Origin of the sequence: Rhodanobacter sp. 7MK24 (assembly GCF_014842995.1) — a bacterium.
GTDB lineage: Bacteria > Pseudomonadota > Gammaproteobacteria > Xanthomonadales > Rhodanobacteraceae > Rhodanobacter_A.
Genome location: NZ_JACYXL010000001.1, coordinates 727,643 through 744,414 on the forward strand (window position 1 = coordinate 727,643; position 16,772 = coordinate 744,414).

Annotated in this window: 13 protein-coding genes; 6 read left to right on the forward strand and 7 right to left on the reverse strand. The window is 67.5% G+C overall.

All coding sequences use genetic code 11. From position 1 onward, the window contains the following. Positions 1-7 precede the first annotated feature (7 nt). Entirely contained in the window at positions 8-994 is a 987-nt protein-coding gene (locus IHE49_RS03355; RefSeq protein ID WP_192154871.1) for a multidrug resistance efflux transporter family protein, read from the forward strand. Positions 995-1,109: 115 nt separating this feature from the next. Here the strand turns inward: IHE49_RS03355 and IHE49_RS03360 are convergent, their stop codons facing one another. Continuing rightward, on the reverse strand, positions 1,110-2,300 hold the full coding sequence (locus IHE49_RS03360) for an alginate export family protein (protein WP_192154873.1): 1,191 nt from the start codon (positions 2,298-2,300) through the stop codon (positions 1,110-1,112). A gap of 203 nt (positions 2,301-2,503) precedes the next feature. On the opposite strand from IHE49_RS03360, the gene IHE49_RS03365 reads away from it, so the two are divergent. From IHE49_RS03365 to IHE49_RS03375, 3 genes are all read left to right on the forward strand, one after another. Further along, positions 2,504-5,614 (forward strand): glycoside hydrolase domain-containing protein, encoded by a 3,111-nt coding sequence (locus IHE49_RS03365; protein ID WP_192154875.1) that lies wholly within the window; start codon positions 2,504-2,506, stop codon positions 5,612-5,614. Between the two features lie 137 nt (positions 5,615-5,751). Continuing rightward, complete coding sequence (locus tag IHE49_RS03370) at positions 5,752-6,738, forward strand: PD40 domain-containing protein (protein ID WP_192154877.1); 987 nt, start codon at positions 5,752-5,754, stop codon at positions 6,736-6,738. A gap of 93 nt (positions 6,739-6,831) precedes the next feature. Beyond that, a complete protein-coding gene (locus tag IHE49_RS03375; RefSeq protein ID WP_192154879.1) occupies positions 6,832-8,106 on the forward strand; it encodes an MFS transporter in 1,275 nt (424 codons plus the stop codon). 150 nt (positions 8,107-8,256) lie between these two features. On the opposite strand, the gene IHE49_RS03380 is transcribed toward IHE49_RS03375, so the two are convergent. After that, a complete protein-coding gene (locus tag IHE49_RS03380) occupies positions 8,257-9,528 on the reverse strand; it encodes an ectonucleotide pyrophosphatase/phosphodiesterase (protein ID WP_192154881.1) in 1,272 nt (423 codons plus the stop codon). Positions 9,529-9,577: 49 nt separating this feature from the next. Between IHE49_RS03380 and IHE49_RS03385 the strand changes: the two genes are divergently transcribed. After that, on the forward strand, positions 9,578-9,916 hold the full coding sequence (locus tag IHE49_RS03385; RefSeq protein ID WP_192154882.1) for a hypothetical protein: 339 nt from the start codon (positions 9,578-9,580) through the stop codon (positions 9,914-9,916). Between the two features lie 58 nt (positions 9,917-9,974). Here the strand turns inward: IHE49_RS03385 and IHE49_RS03390 are convergent, their stop codons facing one another. The 5 genes from IHE49_RS03390 to IHE49_RS03410 all read right to left on the reverse strand — a co-directional run bounded on the left by IHE49_RS03390 (position 9,975) and on the right by IHE49_RS03410 (position 15,104). Further along, entirely contained in the window at positions 9,975-11,396 is a 1,422-nt protein-coding gene (locus IHE49_RS03390; RefSeq protein ID WP_192154884.1) for a nitrilase-related carbon-nitrogen hydrolase, read from the reverse strand. After that, positions 11,380-11,961, reverse strand: coding sequence for a TetR/AcrR family transcriptional regulator (locus tag IHE49_RS03395; protein ID WP_192154886.1), 582 nt, complete (start codon positions 11,959-11,961; stop codon positions 11,380-11,382). Before IHE49_RS03395 ends, IHE49_RS03390 begins: the two co-directional genes overlap by 17 nt. Before the next feature lie 473 nt (positions 11,962-12,434). Continuing rightward, complete coding sequence (locus tag IHE49_RS03400; protein WP_192154888.1) at positions 12,435-12,950, reverse strand: methylated-DNA--[protein]-cysteine S-methyltransferase; 516 nt, start codon at positions 12,948-12,950, stop codon at positions 12,435-12,437. Then, positions 12,947-14,458: a DNA-3-methyladenine glycosylase 2 gene (locus tag IHE49_RS03405; RefSeq protein ID WP_192154890.1), complete on the reverse strand. Its 1,512-nt coding sequence runs from the start codon at positions 14,456-14,458 to the stop codon at positions 12,947-12,949. The genes IHE49_RS03400 and IHE49_RS03405 overlap by 4 nt, the downstream gene beginning before the upstream one ends. Before the next feature lie 82 nt (positions 14,459-14,540). After that, positions 14,541-15,104, reverse strand: a complete 564-nt coding sequence (locus IHE49_RS03410) for a hypothetical protein (protein ID WP_225578122.1) — start codon at positions 15,102-15,104, stop codon at positions 14,541-14,543. 233 nt (positions 15,105-15,337) lie between these two features. On the opposite strand from IHE49_RS03410, the gene IHE49_RS03415 reads away from it, so the two are divergent. After that, entirely contained in the window at positions 15,338-16,744 is a 1,407-nt protein-coding gene (locus IHE49_RS03415; RefSeq protein WP_192154892.1) for a GDSL-type esterase/lipase family protein, read from the forward strand. Positions 16,745-16,772: the final 28 nt, after the last annotated feature.

The window sequence follows — 16,772 nt, forward strand, 5'->3', positions numbered from 1 at the left end:
TTTGCCGATGCGCCGCAATGCCTTCGTCGCCGTGGGATTGGCGCTGTGCGCGGCGCTGTTCTTCACGATGACCTATGTGCTCAACCGCAGCCTGGTGACCGGCGGCGGCCATTGGGCGTGGGCGGTGATCCTGCGCTATCTCATCACCTTGCCCTTGCTGGCGTTGGCGCTGCCCTGGCGCGGCGGCCTGGGCGAGTTGCCGCGCGAGTTGCGCGTGCATTCGCGCATCTGGCTGGTGTGGAGCAGCGTGGGCTTCGTGCTGTTCGGCATACCGCTGACCTGGGCGGCCGGCAGCGGACCGGCGTGGCTGGTGGCGGGAAGCTTCCAGACCACGGTGTTGGCGGGACCGCTGCTGGCGCCGCTGATCTATCGGGACGCGCGCCGTCGCCTGGCGTGGCCCACGCTGGCGATCGGCGTGCTGATCGTGGCCGGCGTGTTCGCGCTGCAATGGGGCCATGCGCACGGCAACTTGAGCGCCGGCGACTGGTTGGCGGCGGCCGCGGTGGTGCTTTCCGCGTTCGCCTATCCGTTGGGCAACCGCATGCTGCTGTTGCATCTGGAAACCAGCGCGCACCGGGTGAATGCTCTGCAGCGCGTGTTCGGCATGACGCTGTGCAGCTGGCCGCTGTGGCTGGTGATCGCGGCGATCACGCTGTACACGGTGGGTTTGCCGGGTTGGCGCGAAGTATTGCTGGCGGGCGGCGTGGCCCTGTCCTCGGGTGTGATCGCCACCGTGCTGTTCTTCGCCGCCACCGACCGCGTGCGCACGCAGCCCACCGCGCTGGCCGCGGTGGAGGCGATGCAGGCGGCGGAGCTGTTGTTCACCACGGCGCTGGGCGCGGCCCTGCTTGGCGAGGCATGGCCGCACGGCTGGGCGCTGCTGGGCGCATTGGCCATTGTCGTGGGCATCGCACTGTTCGGCTGGGTGAGCGGACGCGATGCAGCGGGCGATGAGGCGGCCGTGCGCGCGCTGCGTGGCGACCGCAGCGCGTGAAACATGCCGCTTTCGCTCGTCATCCCGGCGCAGGCCGGGATCCAGTGGCAGCATGGCGCGGATCGGCGTCATCACCGCTGGATTCCGGCCCCCGCCCGAATGACGAATCCAAGGCTCAACTCGGCTGCTTGCCGTAGCGGTATTCCACCATCAGCCACAGCTTGCGCTGGTTCACGGTGAAGCTGTCGGCGCGGTAGTCGCCGTATTGCAGCTCCAGATTCAGGTGCGCGTCGAGATTGGCGAGCAGGCCGACATCGGTCTCGCTGCCGTAGCGCCTGCCGTCGCCGCTCGCGGGTTGGAAGTCGTGCTGGGTGACTTGCCAGCTCAGCCCCTGCCACGGCAGTTGGCCGAGCAGGCCGCCATAGCGATCGCGCAGGCCGTGCGGCGGAATGGAGAACACGCCGACCCAGCCGTCGAAGCTGTGTCCCGAACCGTAGGCGGTATTGAAGGCGTTGCGACCGTTGCCGCCCAGCAGTTCCTCGCCCGCGCGCGCCGAAATTGCCGGCAGGCCGTAGCTGAGTTCGACCAGGTGGTAGGGCAGGCTGAAATGCGCAGGGTTGTTGGCGTAGTCCTGCTGGTGTGCGCCCTCCAGTGTCCAGCTCAACCGTGTTTGCCCGATGGGTGCGTTGCCGATCCAGCGCAAGCCTTCGGTGCGCACGGAGTCGGCCGCCAGGGTGAGGTTTTTCACGAAGTAGGCATAGGCGGTCAGGCTGCCCAGCGGCAGCGCCTGGTCCACGTGCAGCAGCTTGCCGTCGAGCTTCCAGCGGCGCTGCTCGATATCGGGGAAGTCCGCGCCCACGGTGCGGTTGACCTGATCGATCCAACCCCAGCCGATCGTGGTGCTGCTGTCCGGCTTCACGTAGCCGGTGATGCCGTCGAAGCTCTGCGGGTTCTGGCGCCACAGGTTGGCGCTGAAGAAGCGCCGGTCGTCGAGGTTGAGGTACTGCCTGCCCGCGCGGATGCCGACGATGTCGTTCGCATAACCCACCCAGGCGTTGCTCACTTCGGTCGACGGCGGATCGGGCTCGGCGGGGTAGGGCGTGCGCTTGCCGGTGGTGTCGTTGTACTGGCGGCCGAACAGCGAAAGCACCTTGGTGCCTTCCGTGTAGGCGGAGAAGTCGGGCAGCGGCGTCCACAGGTAACCCAGTTGCAGGCGCAGGGTGTGTGCGTGGCCGGTGTCGGCCAGGTTGGCCTGGTGCAGCGTGCTGTCGCGGTAGCGCAATTCGATATACGGCACGCCGTCGTCGGCGCGAGCGAGCGGAGCCAGCAGCAGGCCGGCGAGCAGCAGCAGGGAACGTCTTCGCATTCGGAGCCTCGGTTTCCTTGGGGGGCGAGCCGAGTCTGTTCACGAATGGACGTCCAAAAAAATGAAGCCTTGGCATGTGGATATGACGAATGACGCATGCCGGGCTCGTGGTTTCATGTTATTTCGTTTTAAGTCGTTTTCTTGCGTAATGCTGAGCAACGGGTTACATATCAGGTTTCGACCATCGATCGAGGGGAATTCCCATGCGCCACTCACGAGCCCCGCATCATCCGGCGGCACTCGGCCTGCTGGCCTGCAGCCTGCTCGCCGGCAGCATCACCGCCGGCATGGCGCAGACGCAGACACTTGAGGACGGCGTGCAACTGCACTGGAACGCCGATCAGTACGGCAACCATCGCTACACCGTCGCCGTGGACAAGCCGGCGGCAGCGGTGCTGGCGACGATCCCCTGGCATCGGCGCGATCACCATCCCGAGAGCGTCGCCACCATCGTCGTCGGTCCGGACGGGCAGGCGGTGGGCAACGTGGTGCGCGAGCGCATCGGCCAGGCCGAAGGCGTGCTGGCGTTCGAAGCCAAACAGACCGGCACGTATGCGATCTATTACCTGCCCTATGTCGGCAGCGGTCGTTCGAACTACCCCACGGTGACCTACCGCACGCCGACGGATACCGCCGACGTCGCATGGGTGAAGCAGAACGGCCTCGACGATCCGCGCCGCGTGGCGAAGCTGCCGCAGGCGCGCGTGATCGGCTACGAGGCGGTGGACGATTTCGACGCCTATACCGACATGGAGCGCACCGCCTCGCCGGAGGAACTGCAGCATCTGCTGGCGGCGAATCCAGACCGGTCCTGGCTGCTGTTCCCGGAAACGCGCGAACACCCCATCCGCATGTTCACCCAGATCCCCGAACGCTGGGCTCAACGTGGCGAAGGCGGCCCGCTGACGGACGATGCCCTGCGCGGCGAGTATCTGAGTTTCCAGGTGGGCTTGTGGGCGGCGCGCGGCGCGGCGCAGAACGTGCGTGTGAGCTTCGACGATATGCACGGGCCGGGTGGCGCGACGATTCCGGCGGCGCGGCTCACCTGCTTCAATCTCGGCGGTACCGATTACGCCGGCAAGACCTTCGCCAATCGCCTCGACGTGGCGCAGGGTCGCGTGCAGCCGTTGTGGATGGGGCTGGATGTGCCGACCGACGCCAGTCCCGGCACCTATCGCGGCACGCTGACGATCAGCGCGGACGGCGTTGCGCCCCGGCAGGTTCCGCTGGCGATCACCGTGCATGCGAAGGAAGCGGTGGCGCATGGCGATGACGATCCGTTCAAGCTCACGCGCCTGCACTGGCTCAACTCCACGCTGGCGCAGAACGACGACCTGGTGAAGCCGTTCACCGCGGTGACGGTGCATGGCGCGAAACTCGGCATCCTCGGTCGCACGGTGACGCTGGCACCCAGCGGCCTGCCGGCACAGATCGACAGCTTCTTCGACGAGCGCATGACCGGCCTTGCCAAGACGCCGCGCGCGCTGTTGGCCGCGCCGATGCAATTGCTGGTGCAGGACGCTGACGGCGCGCACGCTTTGCGTGCTGCAGGCTCGCCGAACGTGACGGTCGACGGCCCCGGCAAGGTGCACTGGCAGGTGGCGGGCCAGGCCGGCGCGCTGCAGGGCAAGGTGACCGCCAGCCTGGAAATGGACGGCACGCTCAGCTATGCCATCGCGCTCACCGCCACGCAGGCGGTGAAGCTCGACGACATCCGCCTGGAGATTCCGCTGAGGAACGACGTGGCGCAGTACGAACTGGGCCTGGGCCGCACCGGTTCCGCCGCGCCGGACAGCTTCGCGTGGAAGTGGAACGTCGAGAACAACCAGGACGGCGCGTGGATCGGCGCGGTGAACGCGGGCCTGGAATTCCACCTGCGCGACGAAAATTACCGCCGCCCGCTCAACACCAACTTCTACCACCAGCAGCCGCTGCTGATGCCGGCTTCGTGGGACAACGCGGGGCAGGGCGGCATCACCTTCGCGCACGACGGTGCGCGCTACGTGGTCAAGGCATTCAGCGGCGCACGCACGATGGCGGCAGGGCAGACGCTGCACTACGACCTCGTGCTCCGCGTGACGCCGTTCAAGACCATCGACCCGGCGCAGCACTTCGCCGAGCGCTACTTCCACAAGTACGCCGACCTCGACCAGATCAAGGCCGAGGGTGCCAACGTGGTGAACATCCATCACGCCACGCCGATCAATCCGTGGATCAACTATCCGTTCCTCGAACCCGCCAAGATGAAGGCGTACATCGATGCGGCCCATGCACGCGGCATGGAGGTGAAGATCTACGACACCATCCGCGAGCTCACCGACCGCGCGCCCGAACTGCCGATGCTGGAAAGTCTCACCGGCTGCCGCCTCGGCGACGACGGCAACGCCGCGCCCGGACTGTGCAGCGAGATCGTCAGCCCCGGCAAGGGCGGCGGCTTCTCCTGGTTGCAGGAACATCTGGACGGCAACTACATCGCCGCCTGGCACGTGCCGGAGAACCGCGACGCGGCGGTGGTCGACGCCGGCCAGAGCCGCTGGCACAACTTCTACATCGAGGGGCTGGACTGGCTGGCGCGCAACATCGGCATCGACGGCCTTTACCTTGACGACGTGGCCTACGACCGCACCACCATGCTGCGCGTGCGCAAGGTGCTGGATGCGCATCGTCCGCATGCGCTGATCGACCTGCATTCCGCCAGCCAGTACGACGCGCGCGACGGCTACATCAACAGCGCGCTGCTCTACATGGAGCTGTTCCCGTACATCAACCGCCTGTGGTTCGGCGAGGAGTTTGACTACGAGCACACCTCGCCCCAGTACTGGCTCACCGAGATCTCCGGCATTCCCTACGGCCTGATGGGCGAGATGCTGCAGAACGGCGGCAATCCGTGGCGCGGCATGGTGTTCGGCATGACCAACCGCCTGCCGTGGACCGGCGGCGACCCGCGCCGCCTGTGGCAGCTGTGGGATGCGTTCGGCATCGAGCAGGCCGACATGGTCGGCTGGTGGGTGCACGACACGCCGGTGAAGACCAGCAATCCGGACGTGCTCGCCACCAGCTACGTGCGTAAGGGCGACAAGACGCTGGTGTCCATCGCCTCGTGGGCCCCCGCCACCGCGAAGGTGAAGCTCACAATCAACTGGAAGGCGCTGGGCCTGAATCCTGCACGCGTCCGCCTGGTCGCCCCCGCGGTGGAGGGCTTCCAGCCGGCCGCCACGTTCAAGCCGGGCGATGAAATCACCGTGGAGCCCGGCAAGGGCTGGCTGCTGGAGGTGGAGGCGCCGCCGGCGCACGGCACCGACGGCCAGGAGTGACGTCCGGCACCTGCGGCAGGGCGATCGTGCAACTAGCGTGACGCCCACGCTGCGCCGCGTCCGGTCGATGGACGCGGCATCGCGTGGGTGGGATGTCCGATCGCTTGTTCTCGACTTGCCGCATAAGGAGTTACGACGTGTCCGGTTCACGCTGCTGCATGCTCTGTCTGGCCCTGGTGGTTGCCCTGGGTCTCAACACCGCCACCGCCGCTACCGCTACCGCCGCACCGCCGGCGCTGGCCGCACCGCAGGTCTTCGCGCCGGGCATCGTCTCCGGTCCTGCCAACGACGAGGCGCCGACCTTCAGCCCCGACGGCAACACGCTGCTCTTCACCCGCAGCGGCGCCGGCGGCGGCACCATCATGGAATCGCATCGCGTGGACGGACATTGGTCCGCCCCGGTCATGGCATCGTTCTCCGGCGCCTGGCCGGATCTTGCGCCGGAGTTTTCGCCGGATGGCAGGTACGTGATCTATGTGTCGATCCATCGCATCGACAGCACGCCGGCGCACAACCAGGTAGGCCTGTGGCGCGTGGACCGCGCAGGCAACGACGGCTGGAGCAAGCCCCGGCGCCTGCCGGACGCGGTCAACATCAGCGACGCCGTGTGGAAGGCCAGCATGACGCGCGATGGCAGCATCTATTTCCTGTCGATCGACCCGGGCAAGGGCAAGCGCCTGTACGTCTCGCACTATGCGCACGGCGCCTATCAACCGGCGCAGCCGTTGCCGTTCAGCCACTACGGCGATAACGACGTGGATCCGGAGATCGCGCCCGACGGTTCGTACATGGTGTTCGCCAGCGATCACCGCCTGCCGGGCGACAGCAAAGACCACCTGTTCATCGTGTTCCGCCAGGGCGATGGCTGGGACACGCCGCAGGCCATCCGTTACGAGGGCGACGATGCGCCCGGCTTCAGCACCGACTACCTGCCGCACCTCGGGCCGGACCAGCGCACGCTGTATTTCACCAGCGACCGCAGCATGCCGGTGGCGCACTATCCGCACACGCCGGCGCAGGCGGCCGAATACCTGCAGCGCATCGAGCAGTGGGACAACGGCAACCTCAACGCATGGTCGGTGTCGCTGACGCCCCTGCTGGAAGCGCACAGAAACGCAGGCTGATCCACGTGCCGGCGATGTGCCGCTGCGCATCGTCGATCGTTCCACGCGGAGGTTCTATCCTCGCTGCATCACGTTCGGAAGGATGCGGCGGCGATGCACGATCTCCCTATCCCTGATGCGCCGGCTGCGGATTCGCAGGACTGGATCCGTCACGGCACGCCGGCGTTCCGCCGCACCAACCTCGCGCTGTTCGCCGCGGGCCTGGCCACGTTCGGCCTGCTGTACTGCGTGCAGCCGCTGATGCCGGAGTTCAGCCGCGACTACGGCGTCAGCGAGGCGGGCGCGGCGATGTCGCTGTCGCTCACCACCGGCGTGCTGGCCTTCGCGATGCTGTTCGCAGGCGGACTGTCCGACGCGTGGGGGCGCAAGCCGGTGATGGTGGCATCGTTGCTGTCGTCGGCGGTGCTGGTGCTGGCCAGTGCGGCGATGCCGGACTGGGCTTCGCTGCTGATGGTGCGCACCCTGCTCGGCCTCACGCTGAGTGGGTTGCCTGCGGTGGCGATGACCTACCTCAGCGAGGAAATGCACGTCGAGTCGATCGGCCTCGGCATGGGTCTGTACATCAGCGGTAGCGCGGTGGGCGGCATGGGCGGGCGGCTGGTCGCCGGTGTGCTCGCGGATTTCTTCGGCTGGCGCACGGGCGTGGCCGTGGTGGGCGTGATCGGCCTGGTCTGCGCGCTGGCATTCTGGCGCGCGTTGCCGCCGTCGCGGCGCTTCGTGCGCCAGCCGTGGGATGCACGCGCGCTTGCGGCGCGCTTCGCCGGCATGTTCCGCGACCGCGGCCTGCCGTGGTTGTTCGTCGAAGGCTTCCTGCTGCTGGGCGCCTTCGTCACCGTCTACAACTACCTCGGCTACCGTCTGCTGGCGCCGCCTTACAACCTCAGCCAGGCGGTGGTGGGGCTGATTTTCGGCATCTACCTGATCGGCACCTTCAGCTCGGCGTGGATGGGCTACCTCGCCGGCAAGCTGGGGCGGCGCAAGGTGCTGTGGACGGCGCTCGCGCTGATGCTGGCGGGCGTGCTGCTGACCCTGGCCGCGTCATTGTGGCTGATCGCGTTGGGCATCGTGGCGATCACCTTCGGTTTCTTCGGCGGCCACTCCATCGTCAGCAGCTGGGTGGGGCGGCGCGCGGGCGCTGCCAAGGCGCAGGCCTCGTCGATGTACCTGTTCTGCTACTACATGGGCTCCAGCGTGGCCGGCGCCAGCGGCGGCCTGTTCTACGCCGCGCACGGCTGGAACGGCGTGGCTGCATTCACCGGCACTCTGGTGCTGGTAGGGCTGCTGATCGCGCTGGGCCTGGTCCGGCTCAAGCCGCTGGTGAACGTGGCCACGCCGCCCACGCCGATGAGCAAGGGCGCGATGGGGTGAGCTGTCAGCTTGATCCGGCGCACCCGTCATTCCGGCGCAGGCCGGAATCCGGTCAGGCAACTCGTGCGCAGCACACAGAAACTGTCTCGTGTGCTACGCGCGCACATTTCACTGGATTCCGGCCTGCGCCGGAATGACGGCAGATAACGGTCAGCGGTCCGCCGGTTTCAGCATGCCCTTCACCTGGTTGTAGTCGCCATCGTTCTTGCCGGCAGGAATGCCGAGCAGATGGGTCATCAGCGGGTAGACGTCCACATTGGGGAATTCCGGATAGCGCAGGCCGACCTGGAACGCCGGACCGTGCGCGATGAACAGCGCGCCCATGCGCGGATCGGCGTTGTCGTAACCGTGTTCGCCGACGCTGATGTGGCCGGCATGCTTGGCCAGTTCCTCGGCGGTGGCGATGCGCCAGCCGGTGTCGGCCAGGCACACCAGCTGCGGTACGCGCGGGTTGCTGCCGTAGTGCAGGCGTGCCGGGATGCGTGTCTTGTCCCAGCAGCGCATGTGCTGCTGCGGCTGTTCCAGCGTGCGTTCGATCGCGGCGAAATCGTAGCCCGGCTTCGGGTTGAAGCCGGCGACGATGTCGAGGTTGACGGTCTGCACTTCATCCAGCGGGATGAGCTTTTCGATCAGGATGGTGTTGGCGAGCGGCACGCTGGCCATGCCGTGGTCGGCAAGCACGATGATATTGGTCCGGTCGAACAGGCCGCGTTGCTGCAGTCCCGCCATCAGGCGCGCCAGCGCGGCGTCGGTGTCGCGCAGCGCCTGGTTCACCTCGGGCGAATGCGGTCCGTGGTCGTGGCCGGCATGGTCCACCTGGTCGAAATACAGGGTGACGAAAGCCGGCCGCTGGTCGGCCGGCAGGTCGAACCAGGCCAGTACCTGGTCCACGCGCTGGTCCGGCGTCACCTTGCCGTCGTAGGGCATCCAGTAGTCCGGATGCCTGCCGTGGATGCCGGCCTCGGTGCCGGGCCAGAACATGGTGGCGGTACGCAGGCCGTGCGCGTCGGCGTCCTCCCAGATCGGCGTGCCGCTGTCCCACCAGCGGCCGTCGCCCACGGCCTTGCGGTTGTCCAGCGTGAACTTGCCAAGCACCGGGTCGACCATGGTGTTGTTGACGATGCCGTGATGGTCCGGATAGAGCCCGGTGACCAGGGTGTAGTGGTTCGGGAAGGTCAGCGAGGGAAACGAAGGCCGCATCGCATCGGCATGCACGCCGCCCTGCGCCAGCATGGCCAGGGTGGGGGTGAGGCCGCGATCGAAGTAGTCCGCGCGGAACGCATCGATGGAGATCAGCAGCAACGGCGCGGGCCGGGTTGCCGCGGCGGTCGGCGGCGCTGCGGCAGGTGCCTGGGGCTGCGTGGCGCAACCGGTGCTGAACGCGACCAGGGTGGCCAGCAACAGGCGGGACAGTAGTTTCATGCGGATGCCATACGATACGGATGTCTCCCTCCATGATCGCCCAGAAGCCATGACAACCGCACGCTTCCTTTGCTCGCTGGCTGGCTTGCTCGTCGTGGCCGGCACGGCCTCGGCCCAGACCACGCCGGCCAACGCACGCTTCCAGCAGACCACGCAACAGCAATGGGTGAGCGACCAGGCGCAGAAGAACCAGCAGCAGGCGCAGCAACGCCAGAACGTGTCGAGCATGGCGCAGCAGCCCCTGGCGCAAAGCTCGGATGCGCGCAACCAGATCCGGCAGGCCGACCAGGCGCAGCAGCAGCGCGACAACGCGCGGCAGCAAGATCTCGTCAACCAGTATCGCGACACCTCCACGTCGACGACGACGGCGCCGCAGGGTCACCTCTGAAAGCCCGCTCACATTGCCGCGAACCGCGGGAAGACTTTGAACAGGCTTTGAGCGCGTTTCAGTCCGTGCGTCGGCCAGGCAACGCCACCAGCAGCAGCGTGGCAAGCAGCGCCAGATTCAACCAGACGAACCAGTCGCCCCAGCGCGCATAAAGCGTGCGTGTCGCGCGCAGCGGCAGATCGCCCACCAGCTCGGCATCGCGTCCTTCGCTGGATGCTTCGGCCAGCACGCGGCCGCGGTCGTCGCTTAGCGTGAGGCGCCCCTTGCGTGCCGCGCGGGCAATGGCGAAGCCGCTTTCCACGCCGCGCATGATCGACATGCGGCTGTGCAGCCAGCCATCCACCGTGAAATCGTCGGCCGGCACCAGCAGGAGTTGCGCGCCGCGCGAAGCGTAGGCGTGGCCGATGTCGTGGAAATCCATGTCCTTGCAGATCGCCAGGCCGATCCGCGGCGTACCGTCCAGCATGCGGTAAGTCTGCCCGGGCGTGTAAGGGTCGAGGCCGGGAAGCAGGTGATGCTTGTTGTAGGTGGCAGGCATCGCAAGGCCGGGCTGGAACGCCATCGACATGTTGCGCCGGGCCTGCGGGTCGCCCTTGAAGTCGATGCCCGTATCGAGAATCAGGTCTTGCTGCCGGGCCAGCTGCGCGAATGCCGGCACAGTAGGGGATGCGGTCGAGAAAGAGGTTTCCGGAATCACCACGATGCGAGCGCCCTCGCTCGCCAGGCGCTGGATCACCGATGCGTAACGGACTTCCAGTGCGTGGCCGGCGGCGGCCGACAGCGACGGCTGAACCGGCTTTTCCAGCGATGCCAGGCCGATGCGCAGCACGCTCGTTGCGGGTGCTTGCAGGCGGAAGACGCCATAGATCAGCGCTACCGCAATCAGCGACAGCGCAACCGCGGTCGTCGTCACGCGCACAGGCCGCGTTCCTCGCGGCATCGCCTGCGCTGCGATGGTGGCCGGCAACAGCAATACGAGGAAGCCGACGCCCCACAATCCGGTGACGGCGGCAACCTGGATCACCGGCAGCACATCCATCTGGGTGTAGGCGATATTGCCCCAGGTGCCGTGCGGCGAAACGAGGTTGTAGAGATATTCGGCGGACACCCACAGCGCCGGCACCGACAGCACTGCGGCCATCGGCTTTCCGCGCAGGAGCAACCTGCGGAACAGCAGCGCGCACAGGGCCAGGACCAAGGCCGGTTCGAAGAGCAGGCACAGGATGACCACAAGAGGCAGGCCGAGATCGACGCGCGCATAGGTCCACAGGTCGAGTCCGCCTATGGTGTAGGCCACGAGCGCGGCGAGCGCCGCCCAGTGTGCACGCACACGGGGTGCCAGCCACAGCACCGGCAGCGGCGCGATCCAGGTCAGCCACCACAACGGATGCAGGCCGCTGCCGAACCACCAGCCCAGCGCGGACAATGCAGTCGCTGCCAGCCAAGCCGGCAACGCGCGACGATCAAGCCCTGATGCCATCGAGCAGCCTCCCTATCGATGCGCGGTAGAACGCGCGGAATTGTTCTTCGTCGTAACTGAAGCGTCCGGCGCGATACAGCGCGATCAGCCCGTGCGTGTGCGCCCAGAACGTCATCGCAACGTCCCACGGGTCGTCCTTGCGCAGCACGCCTTCGCGCATGCCTTCGGCCAGCGTGTCGGCCACCACGTTGAGCGTGGGCGAGCGCCGTGCGCGGAAGTCCTCCGGAAAGCGCCGGGCGTCGTCGCGGCGCACCGAGAACGCGTGGTCGAACAAGTGCGGATGGGCCAGCGCGTAATCCAGATAGAGCATCTGGGTGGCGTGCAGGCGCTTGATGATGTCGCCCCGGCCGGCGTGTTCCTGCCACGAATCCGCCACGGACTGGAAGCCATCGTCGGAGATGCGTTTCAGCAACGCTTCGCGGTTCGGAAAGTGGCGATAGATCGCCATTGGCGTGATGCCGACCAGCTCGGCCACGCGACGCATCGTTACTGCATCGACGCCTTCGCGGTCGAACAGCGTGTGCGCGGCGCGCAGGATCTTTTCGGCAGTGGTCAGGCGCTTCATGTATACACTGTATACATGAAGCGCGAGCCGCGTCAATGCACCTTGGTGGGGACTTGGGGATATCCGATGTCCCGGTTCGCGGACTCCAGGCAGCGCAAGCGCTCGCCTCGAACAACGAAGCCAGACAACTTGAGTTCACTGAACACAAAAGGTGAGTCCCTCTCCCTTCGGGAGAGGGTGCCGGCAGGCGGGAGAGGGTTCGGGCAGAGCGAAATGTTGCCGCAAGCCTGGACACTCACTCCCGGTCCTCTTCCTCGCGCCTTAAAAGCGCGGCCATCCATGGTCGCTGCCCACGTCCGGAGGGAGAGGGGAGAAGATCGCTTGCGAAATATTCCGGACAGCAGTGTGCGAAAGTTGGAATCCCGCGCTTTTGCATTCAAGGATTGCAAGCACTGGTTCCCGGCTTGAGCAGTCATCGGCTGTTGAAAGGCGGCGCGCCGGAATGACCAGAAAATCAGCGGCTCACTGACGGATTACGCCGAGGCGAACAAGTCCCCGCCGGCGACCCGCGCCTCCATCGACAGCAGGAACTGCTTCACCGGCAGGCCGCCGCCGAAGCCGGTCAGGCTGCCGTCCGCACCGATCACGCGATGGCAGGGCAGCACGATGGGCAGCGGATTGCGGCCGTTCGCCGCGCCCACCGCGCGCATCGCCTGCGGCTGGCGGATGCGCCGTGCCATTTCGCCGTAGCTGATCGTGGCGCCGTAGGGGATGTTCGCCAGCTCGTGCCACACCGAGAGCTGGAACGGCGTGCCCACGGGGTGCAGCGGCAGCGCGAACGTCTGCCGTGCGCCGGCGAAATATTCCTCCAGCTGCACGCGGGCGAAGGCGAGCTTGCCCGGGTCGTGCACCCAGCCCGGATCGAGCGACTTCGGATGCTTTCCGCTCTCAAACCACACTTCGCGCAGGCCCTTGGCATCGGCGAGCAGGCGCAGCAGGCCGATGGGCGTGGGCAGTTCGTCGTACCAGATGGTTTCCAGGGTTTTCATAGATCGGCTCCCTTGCGTTTTGTGCGTGGTGTCGGCGCGGAGTCGCTGCTGGCGCGCCACAGATGGATCACGGCATAGGCGCGCCACGGCCGCCATGCCTCGGCGAGCGCGGTCAGCGCCTTGGTACTGAGGGCGTCGCCGCCGCCTGCCGCCGCCCGGCGCAGGATCAGGTCGGCGGCGGGGAAGGCGTCGGGATGGCTCAGCGCGCGCATCGCCATGTAATGCGCCGTCCACTCGCCGATGCCGGGCAAGGCGACCCAGCGCGCCACGAATTCGTCCAGCGGCTGCTCCGCACGGAAATCCACGCGGCCGTCCAGCAGGGCACGCGCCACGCCGCGTATCGTTTCGGCGCGCGCCGTGGTCACGCCGAGTGCGCGCAGGTCGGCATCCGCCAGCGCTTCGGGCGTGGGGAAAAGGCGGTCCAGCCCGGGCAGCGGCGCTTGCTCCAGCACGACACCGTGGCGTTGCACCAGTCGCGACGCCAACGTGCGCGCCGCGGCCACGCTCACCTGCTGGCCGAGGATCGCGCGCACCGCAACCTCGAAACCGTCCCAACTGCCCGGCAGGCGCAGCCCTGGGCGCTTGCGCAGCAGCGGGCGCAACGTGGCCTCGCCGCGCAGTGCGTCAGCGATTGCCCGCGGGTCGGCATCCAGGTCGAACAGCCGGCGCACGCGCGACACCACGCCCTGCATCTGCGCCGGCTGCGGGCAATGCAGTTCCAGCTTCAACGCATGCTCGCTGCCAGACCACGCGGAAACGCGCAGCCAGCCCGGTGCATCGGCAGGGCCGAAGACGCGCGCGTAGGCGATGTCGTCCACCTGCTCGATGCCGGGCAGCGCACGGCTGCGCAGAAAGTCGAGCAGCGAGGCGAAGTCGAACGGCGGCCGATAGGCGAGGCGCAACGTCAGCGCATCGCTTTTCGCCGCGCGCGGCTGGCGGCGCAATTCGCGCGGCGCAATATGGTTCGCCTGCGCGAACGCGGCATTGAAGCGGCGCAGGCTGCGGAAGCCGGAGGCGAGCGCGACTTCCGTCACCGGCATCGCCGTCTCGGTCAGCAACTGCTTCGCGAACAGCAAGCGACGCGTGGTGTGCACGCTCAGCGGCGCCGCACCCAGCCGCTCCGTGAACAGGCGGCGCAATTGCCGTGCACCCACGTTGACGCGCGCGGCAAGTTGTTCCAGCGAGCCCTCGTCCAGCGCGCCGTGCTCGATCAGCTTCAACGCCCGCGCCACCACATGGTCACCCCGCTGCCACACGTCGTTGCCCGGCGACAGCTCCGGCCGGCAGCGCAGGCAAGGCCGGAAGCCGGCTGCTTCCGCCGCCGCCGCGGTGGCGTAATAGCGCACGTTCTCCCGCTTCGGCGCGGGCGCGGGGCACACCGGCCGGCAATAGATGCCGGTGCTGCTGACGGCGGTGAAGAACAACCCGTCGAAGCGCGCATCGCGGCTCAGGCGCGCCTGTTCGCAGCTGCGCGGGTCGGGCAAGGTGCCGGCATGGAGTTCGTTCATGCCGTCAGGCTAGCACCGGCGAGTCGGTGCGACTCGCCGTTTTCGGACATCAATGCGGGCGCCCCGCCGTAACCGCGCCAGCTCAGTGCACGGGCGTCATCAGGTGTTGGTACGGCGTCCCGGGCCACATCACGTAGGGCACCGCCGTATCCGGCGTGGCGTCCTTCGGATACAGGTCGTAGAACGCCGTATCCGCGCCGAAGATCATCAGGTGCGGGCCGGTGCGTATCCAGTGCTGGCCCGTGGCGGGCTTCGTGGCAAACGGATCGGTGTTGCTGGCGTCGACACCGCCTTCAAGCATGTATGCCATGCCGACGCCGGGCGGCGGCGGCTTGTGCGCCATGTACGCTCCGAGCCATGCCCACGCGTTCTTGTCCGCGCACATCGGGTCCGGTCCTGGCGTGGCCGGGTTGTCCGGCATGCAGGTGAAATCGTTCGTTCCCTTGCGCAGCGTGCGCATCGTGCCGTCTGCGCCCGGCACGACAATCGTGGCGTGCTTCGCGATGCCCGTCGGCGCCGCACTCATCGCGCTCGCGATCAGCTCGGCATCCGTCGGCATCTTCTTGTCCGCAGCCTGCAACCCGCCCGCGACGAGCAGCATCGCGGTGGCAATCGTGAATCGGCAGAACGACTCGGTTGTACGCATGGCAGCCTCCCCCGCTATGACGCGCGATGGCCACTCCCGGATCCCCGGCTCGCCAGTCTCCGCCGCTGCCCGGGGCCCGTCAATTAGCGCACGGAGTAGCCGGTCGGTGTGCCGACGTGCCCTGGAGTCGCCGGGCGGCGGCCCGCGGTGGGCCTATCCGTCGCATTGACAGTTGGCCGCACGCTGCCGAACGATCCAGGTTGGCGACCCTGCCATCTCCCGGGGAGGCATGCATGACACGCGCCTATCGCATTGTCCGTTTTCCGCGCGCCGCGACGCTGGCGGCGTTGCTGTCGGCCTGTCTGCTGCTCCAGGGCTGCGTCGTCGGCACGCGACCCTCGACGCAAAAATGGGTCGCCAGTTGGGGCCAGGCGATGACCTCGCAATACGTGCACGCCGTCGGCAACGACGGCAAGCTGGTGATGGATGCCTATGGGCAACCGCTCGAGCGCGTGCCCACGGTCGATCACCTGACCCTGCGCCAGAGCGTGAATCTCAGCGCCGGCGGCGAGCGCGTGCGCATCCGCCTGTCGAACTACTACGGCCGCGAGCCGCTCACCGTGAGCGCTGCGCACATCGCGCTCGGTGCCGGCCATGCCGGCGACCTGTCGGCGATCGATCCCGGCAGCGACCGGCCTTTGAGCTTCGACGGCGGCAACACGTCGATCACCATCGCGCCTGGCAGTGAAGCGGTCAGCGATCCGGTCGAGCTGCGCGTGCCGCCGCTGTCGAACGTGGTCGTCAGCCTGTACTTCGACGGCCCGGCGCAACTGGCCGATTTCCACCCGCTGGAACGGGCGCACACCACGTACGCGGTGGATGGCGATGCCATGCAACGGGCATCGCTGGCGCAACTGCCGCCCGGGAAGGCATTGCCGACCACGCGGGACGATCACATCTACCTGCTGTCCGGCGTCGAGGTCGAGGCGCAGGCCGGCACCCGCGGCATCGTCGCGTTCGGCGACTCGATCACCGACGGCTACCTCGCCCGCGCGCCCACCGCATCCTGGCCGGCAGTGCTGGCCCGCGTCGCGCAGCGCAACGGCGACGCGGCGGCGGTGGTGAATGCCGGCATCAGCGCCGACGAACTCACCGTCGACCAGATCGGCGCGCCCGACGCCGGCACCTCCGGCCTGAAGCGCTTCCTGCGCGACGTAGTCGACCGCCCCGGCGTCACCGATGTGGTCGTGCTGTTCGGCGCCAACGACATCAATCGCGGCATCGATGCCGCCGGTTATCCCGACGGCGCGACCACCGGCGATCTCGTCGCGTCCATGCGCATGCTGGCCGACGTGGCGCACCAGCACCATCTGCGCATCTATGCCGGCACGGTCACGCCGTTCGCGGGATTCCCGGGCTGGTACACCCCGCGGCGGGAGGCCGTCTGGCTGCAGTTCAACCAGTGGATACGCAGCTCGGCGACCTTCGACGGCGTGGTCGATTTTGCCGATGCCGTGGCGGGTACCTATGTGCCGCCGCCGTTGGTCGCGAAGCAATCGCCGTTGCCGGTCGGCATGGCGGCTGTCTGCGCGGGTGACGCGGGCCTGCATCCGAACGATCGCGGCTACGCCGTGATGGGCACGCTGGCCTACGACGTGCTGTTCCACGCGGAGTTGCAGCCGCCCCAGGGTTGTCATTGAGGTTCCGCTGCTTCCAGCTTCCGGCTTT

Coding starts and splice junctions, on each gene's coding strand:
- IHE49_RS03355 (WP_192154871.1), top strand. CDS start 8: ATGCGCCGCAATGCCTTCGTCGCCGTGGGATTGGCGCTGTGCGCGGCG.
- IHE49_RS03360 (WP_192154873.1), bottom strand. CDS start 2,300: ATGCGAAGACGTTCCCTGCTGCTGCTCGCCGGCCTGCTGCTGGCTCCG.
- IHE49_RS03365 (WP_192154875.1), top strand. CDS start 2,504: ATGCGCCACTCACGAGCCCCGCATCATCCGGCGGCACTCGGCCTGCTG.
- IHE49_RS03375 (WP_192154879.1), top strand. CDS start 6,832: ATGCACGATCTCCCTATCCCTGATGCGCCGGCTGCGGATTCGCAGGAC.
- IHE49_RS03380 (WP_192154881.1), bottom strand. CDS start 9,528: ATGAAACTACTGTCCCGCCTGTTGCTGGCCACCCTGGTCGCGTTCAGC.
- IHE49_RS03385 (WP_192154882.1), top strand. CDS start 9,578: ATGACAACCGCACGCTTCCTTTGCTCGCTGGCTGGCTTGCTCGTCGTG.
- IHE49_RS03390 (WP_192154884.1), bottom strand. CDS start 11,396: ATGGCATCAGGGCTTGATCGTCGCGCGTTGCCGGCTTGGCTGGCAGCG.
- IHE49_RS03395 (WP_192154886.1), bottom strand. CDS start 11,961: ATGAAGCGCCTGACCACTGCCGAAAAGATCCTGCGCGCCGCGCACACG.
- IHE49_RS03400 (WP_192154888.1), bottom strand. CDS start 12,950: ATGAAAACCCTGGAAACCATCTGGTACGACGAACTGCCCACGCCCATC.
- IHE49_RS03405 (WP_192154890.1), bottom strand. CDS start 14,458: ATGAACGAACTCCATGCCGGCACCTTGCCCGACCCGCGCAGCTGCGAA.
- IHE49_RS03410 (WP_225578122.1), bottom strand. CDS start 15,104: ATGCGTACAACCGAGTCGTTCTGCCGATTCACGATTGCCACCGCGATG.
- IHE49_RS03415 (WP_192154892.1), top strand. CDS start 15,338: ATGACACGCGCCTATCGCATTGTCCGTTTTCCGCGCGCCGCGACGCTG.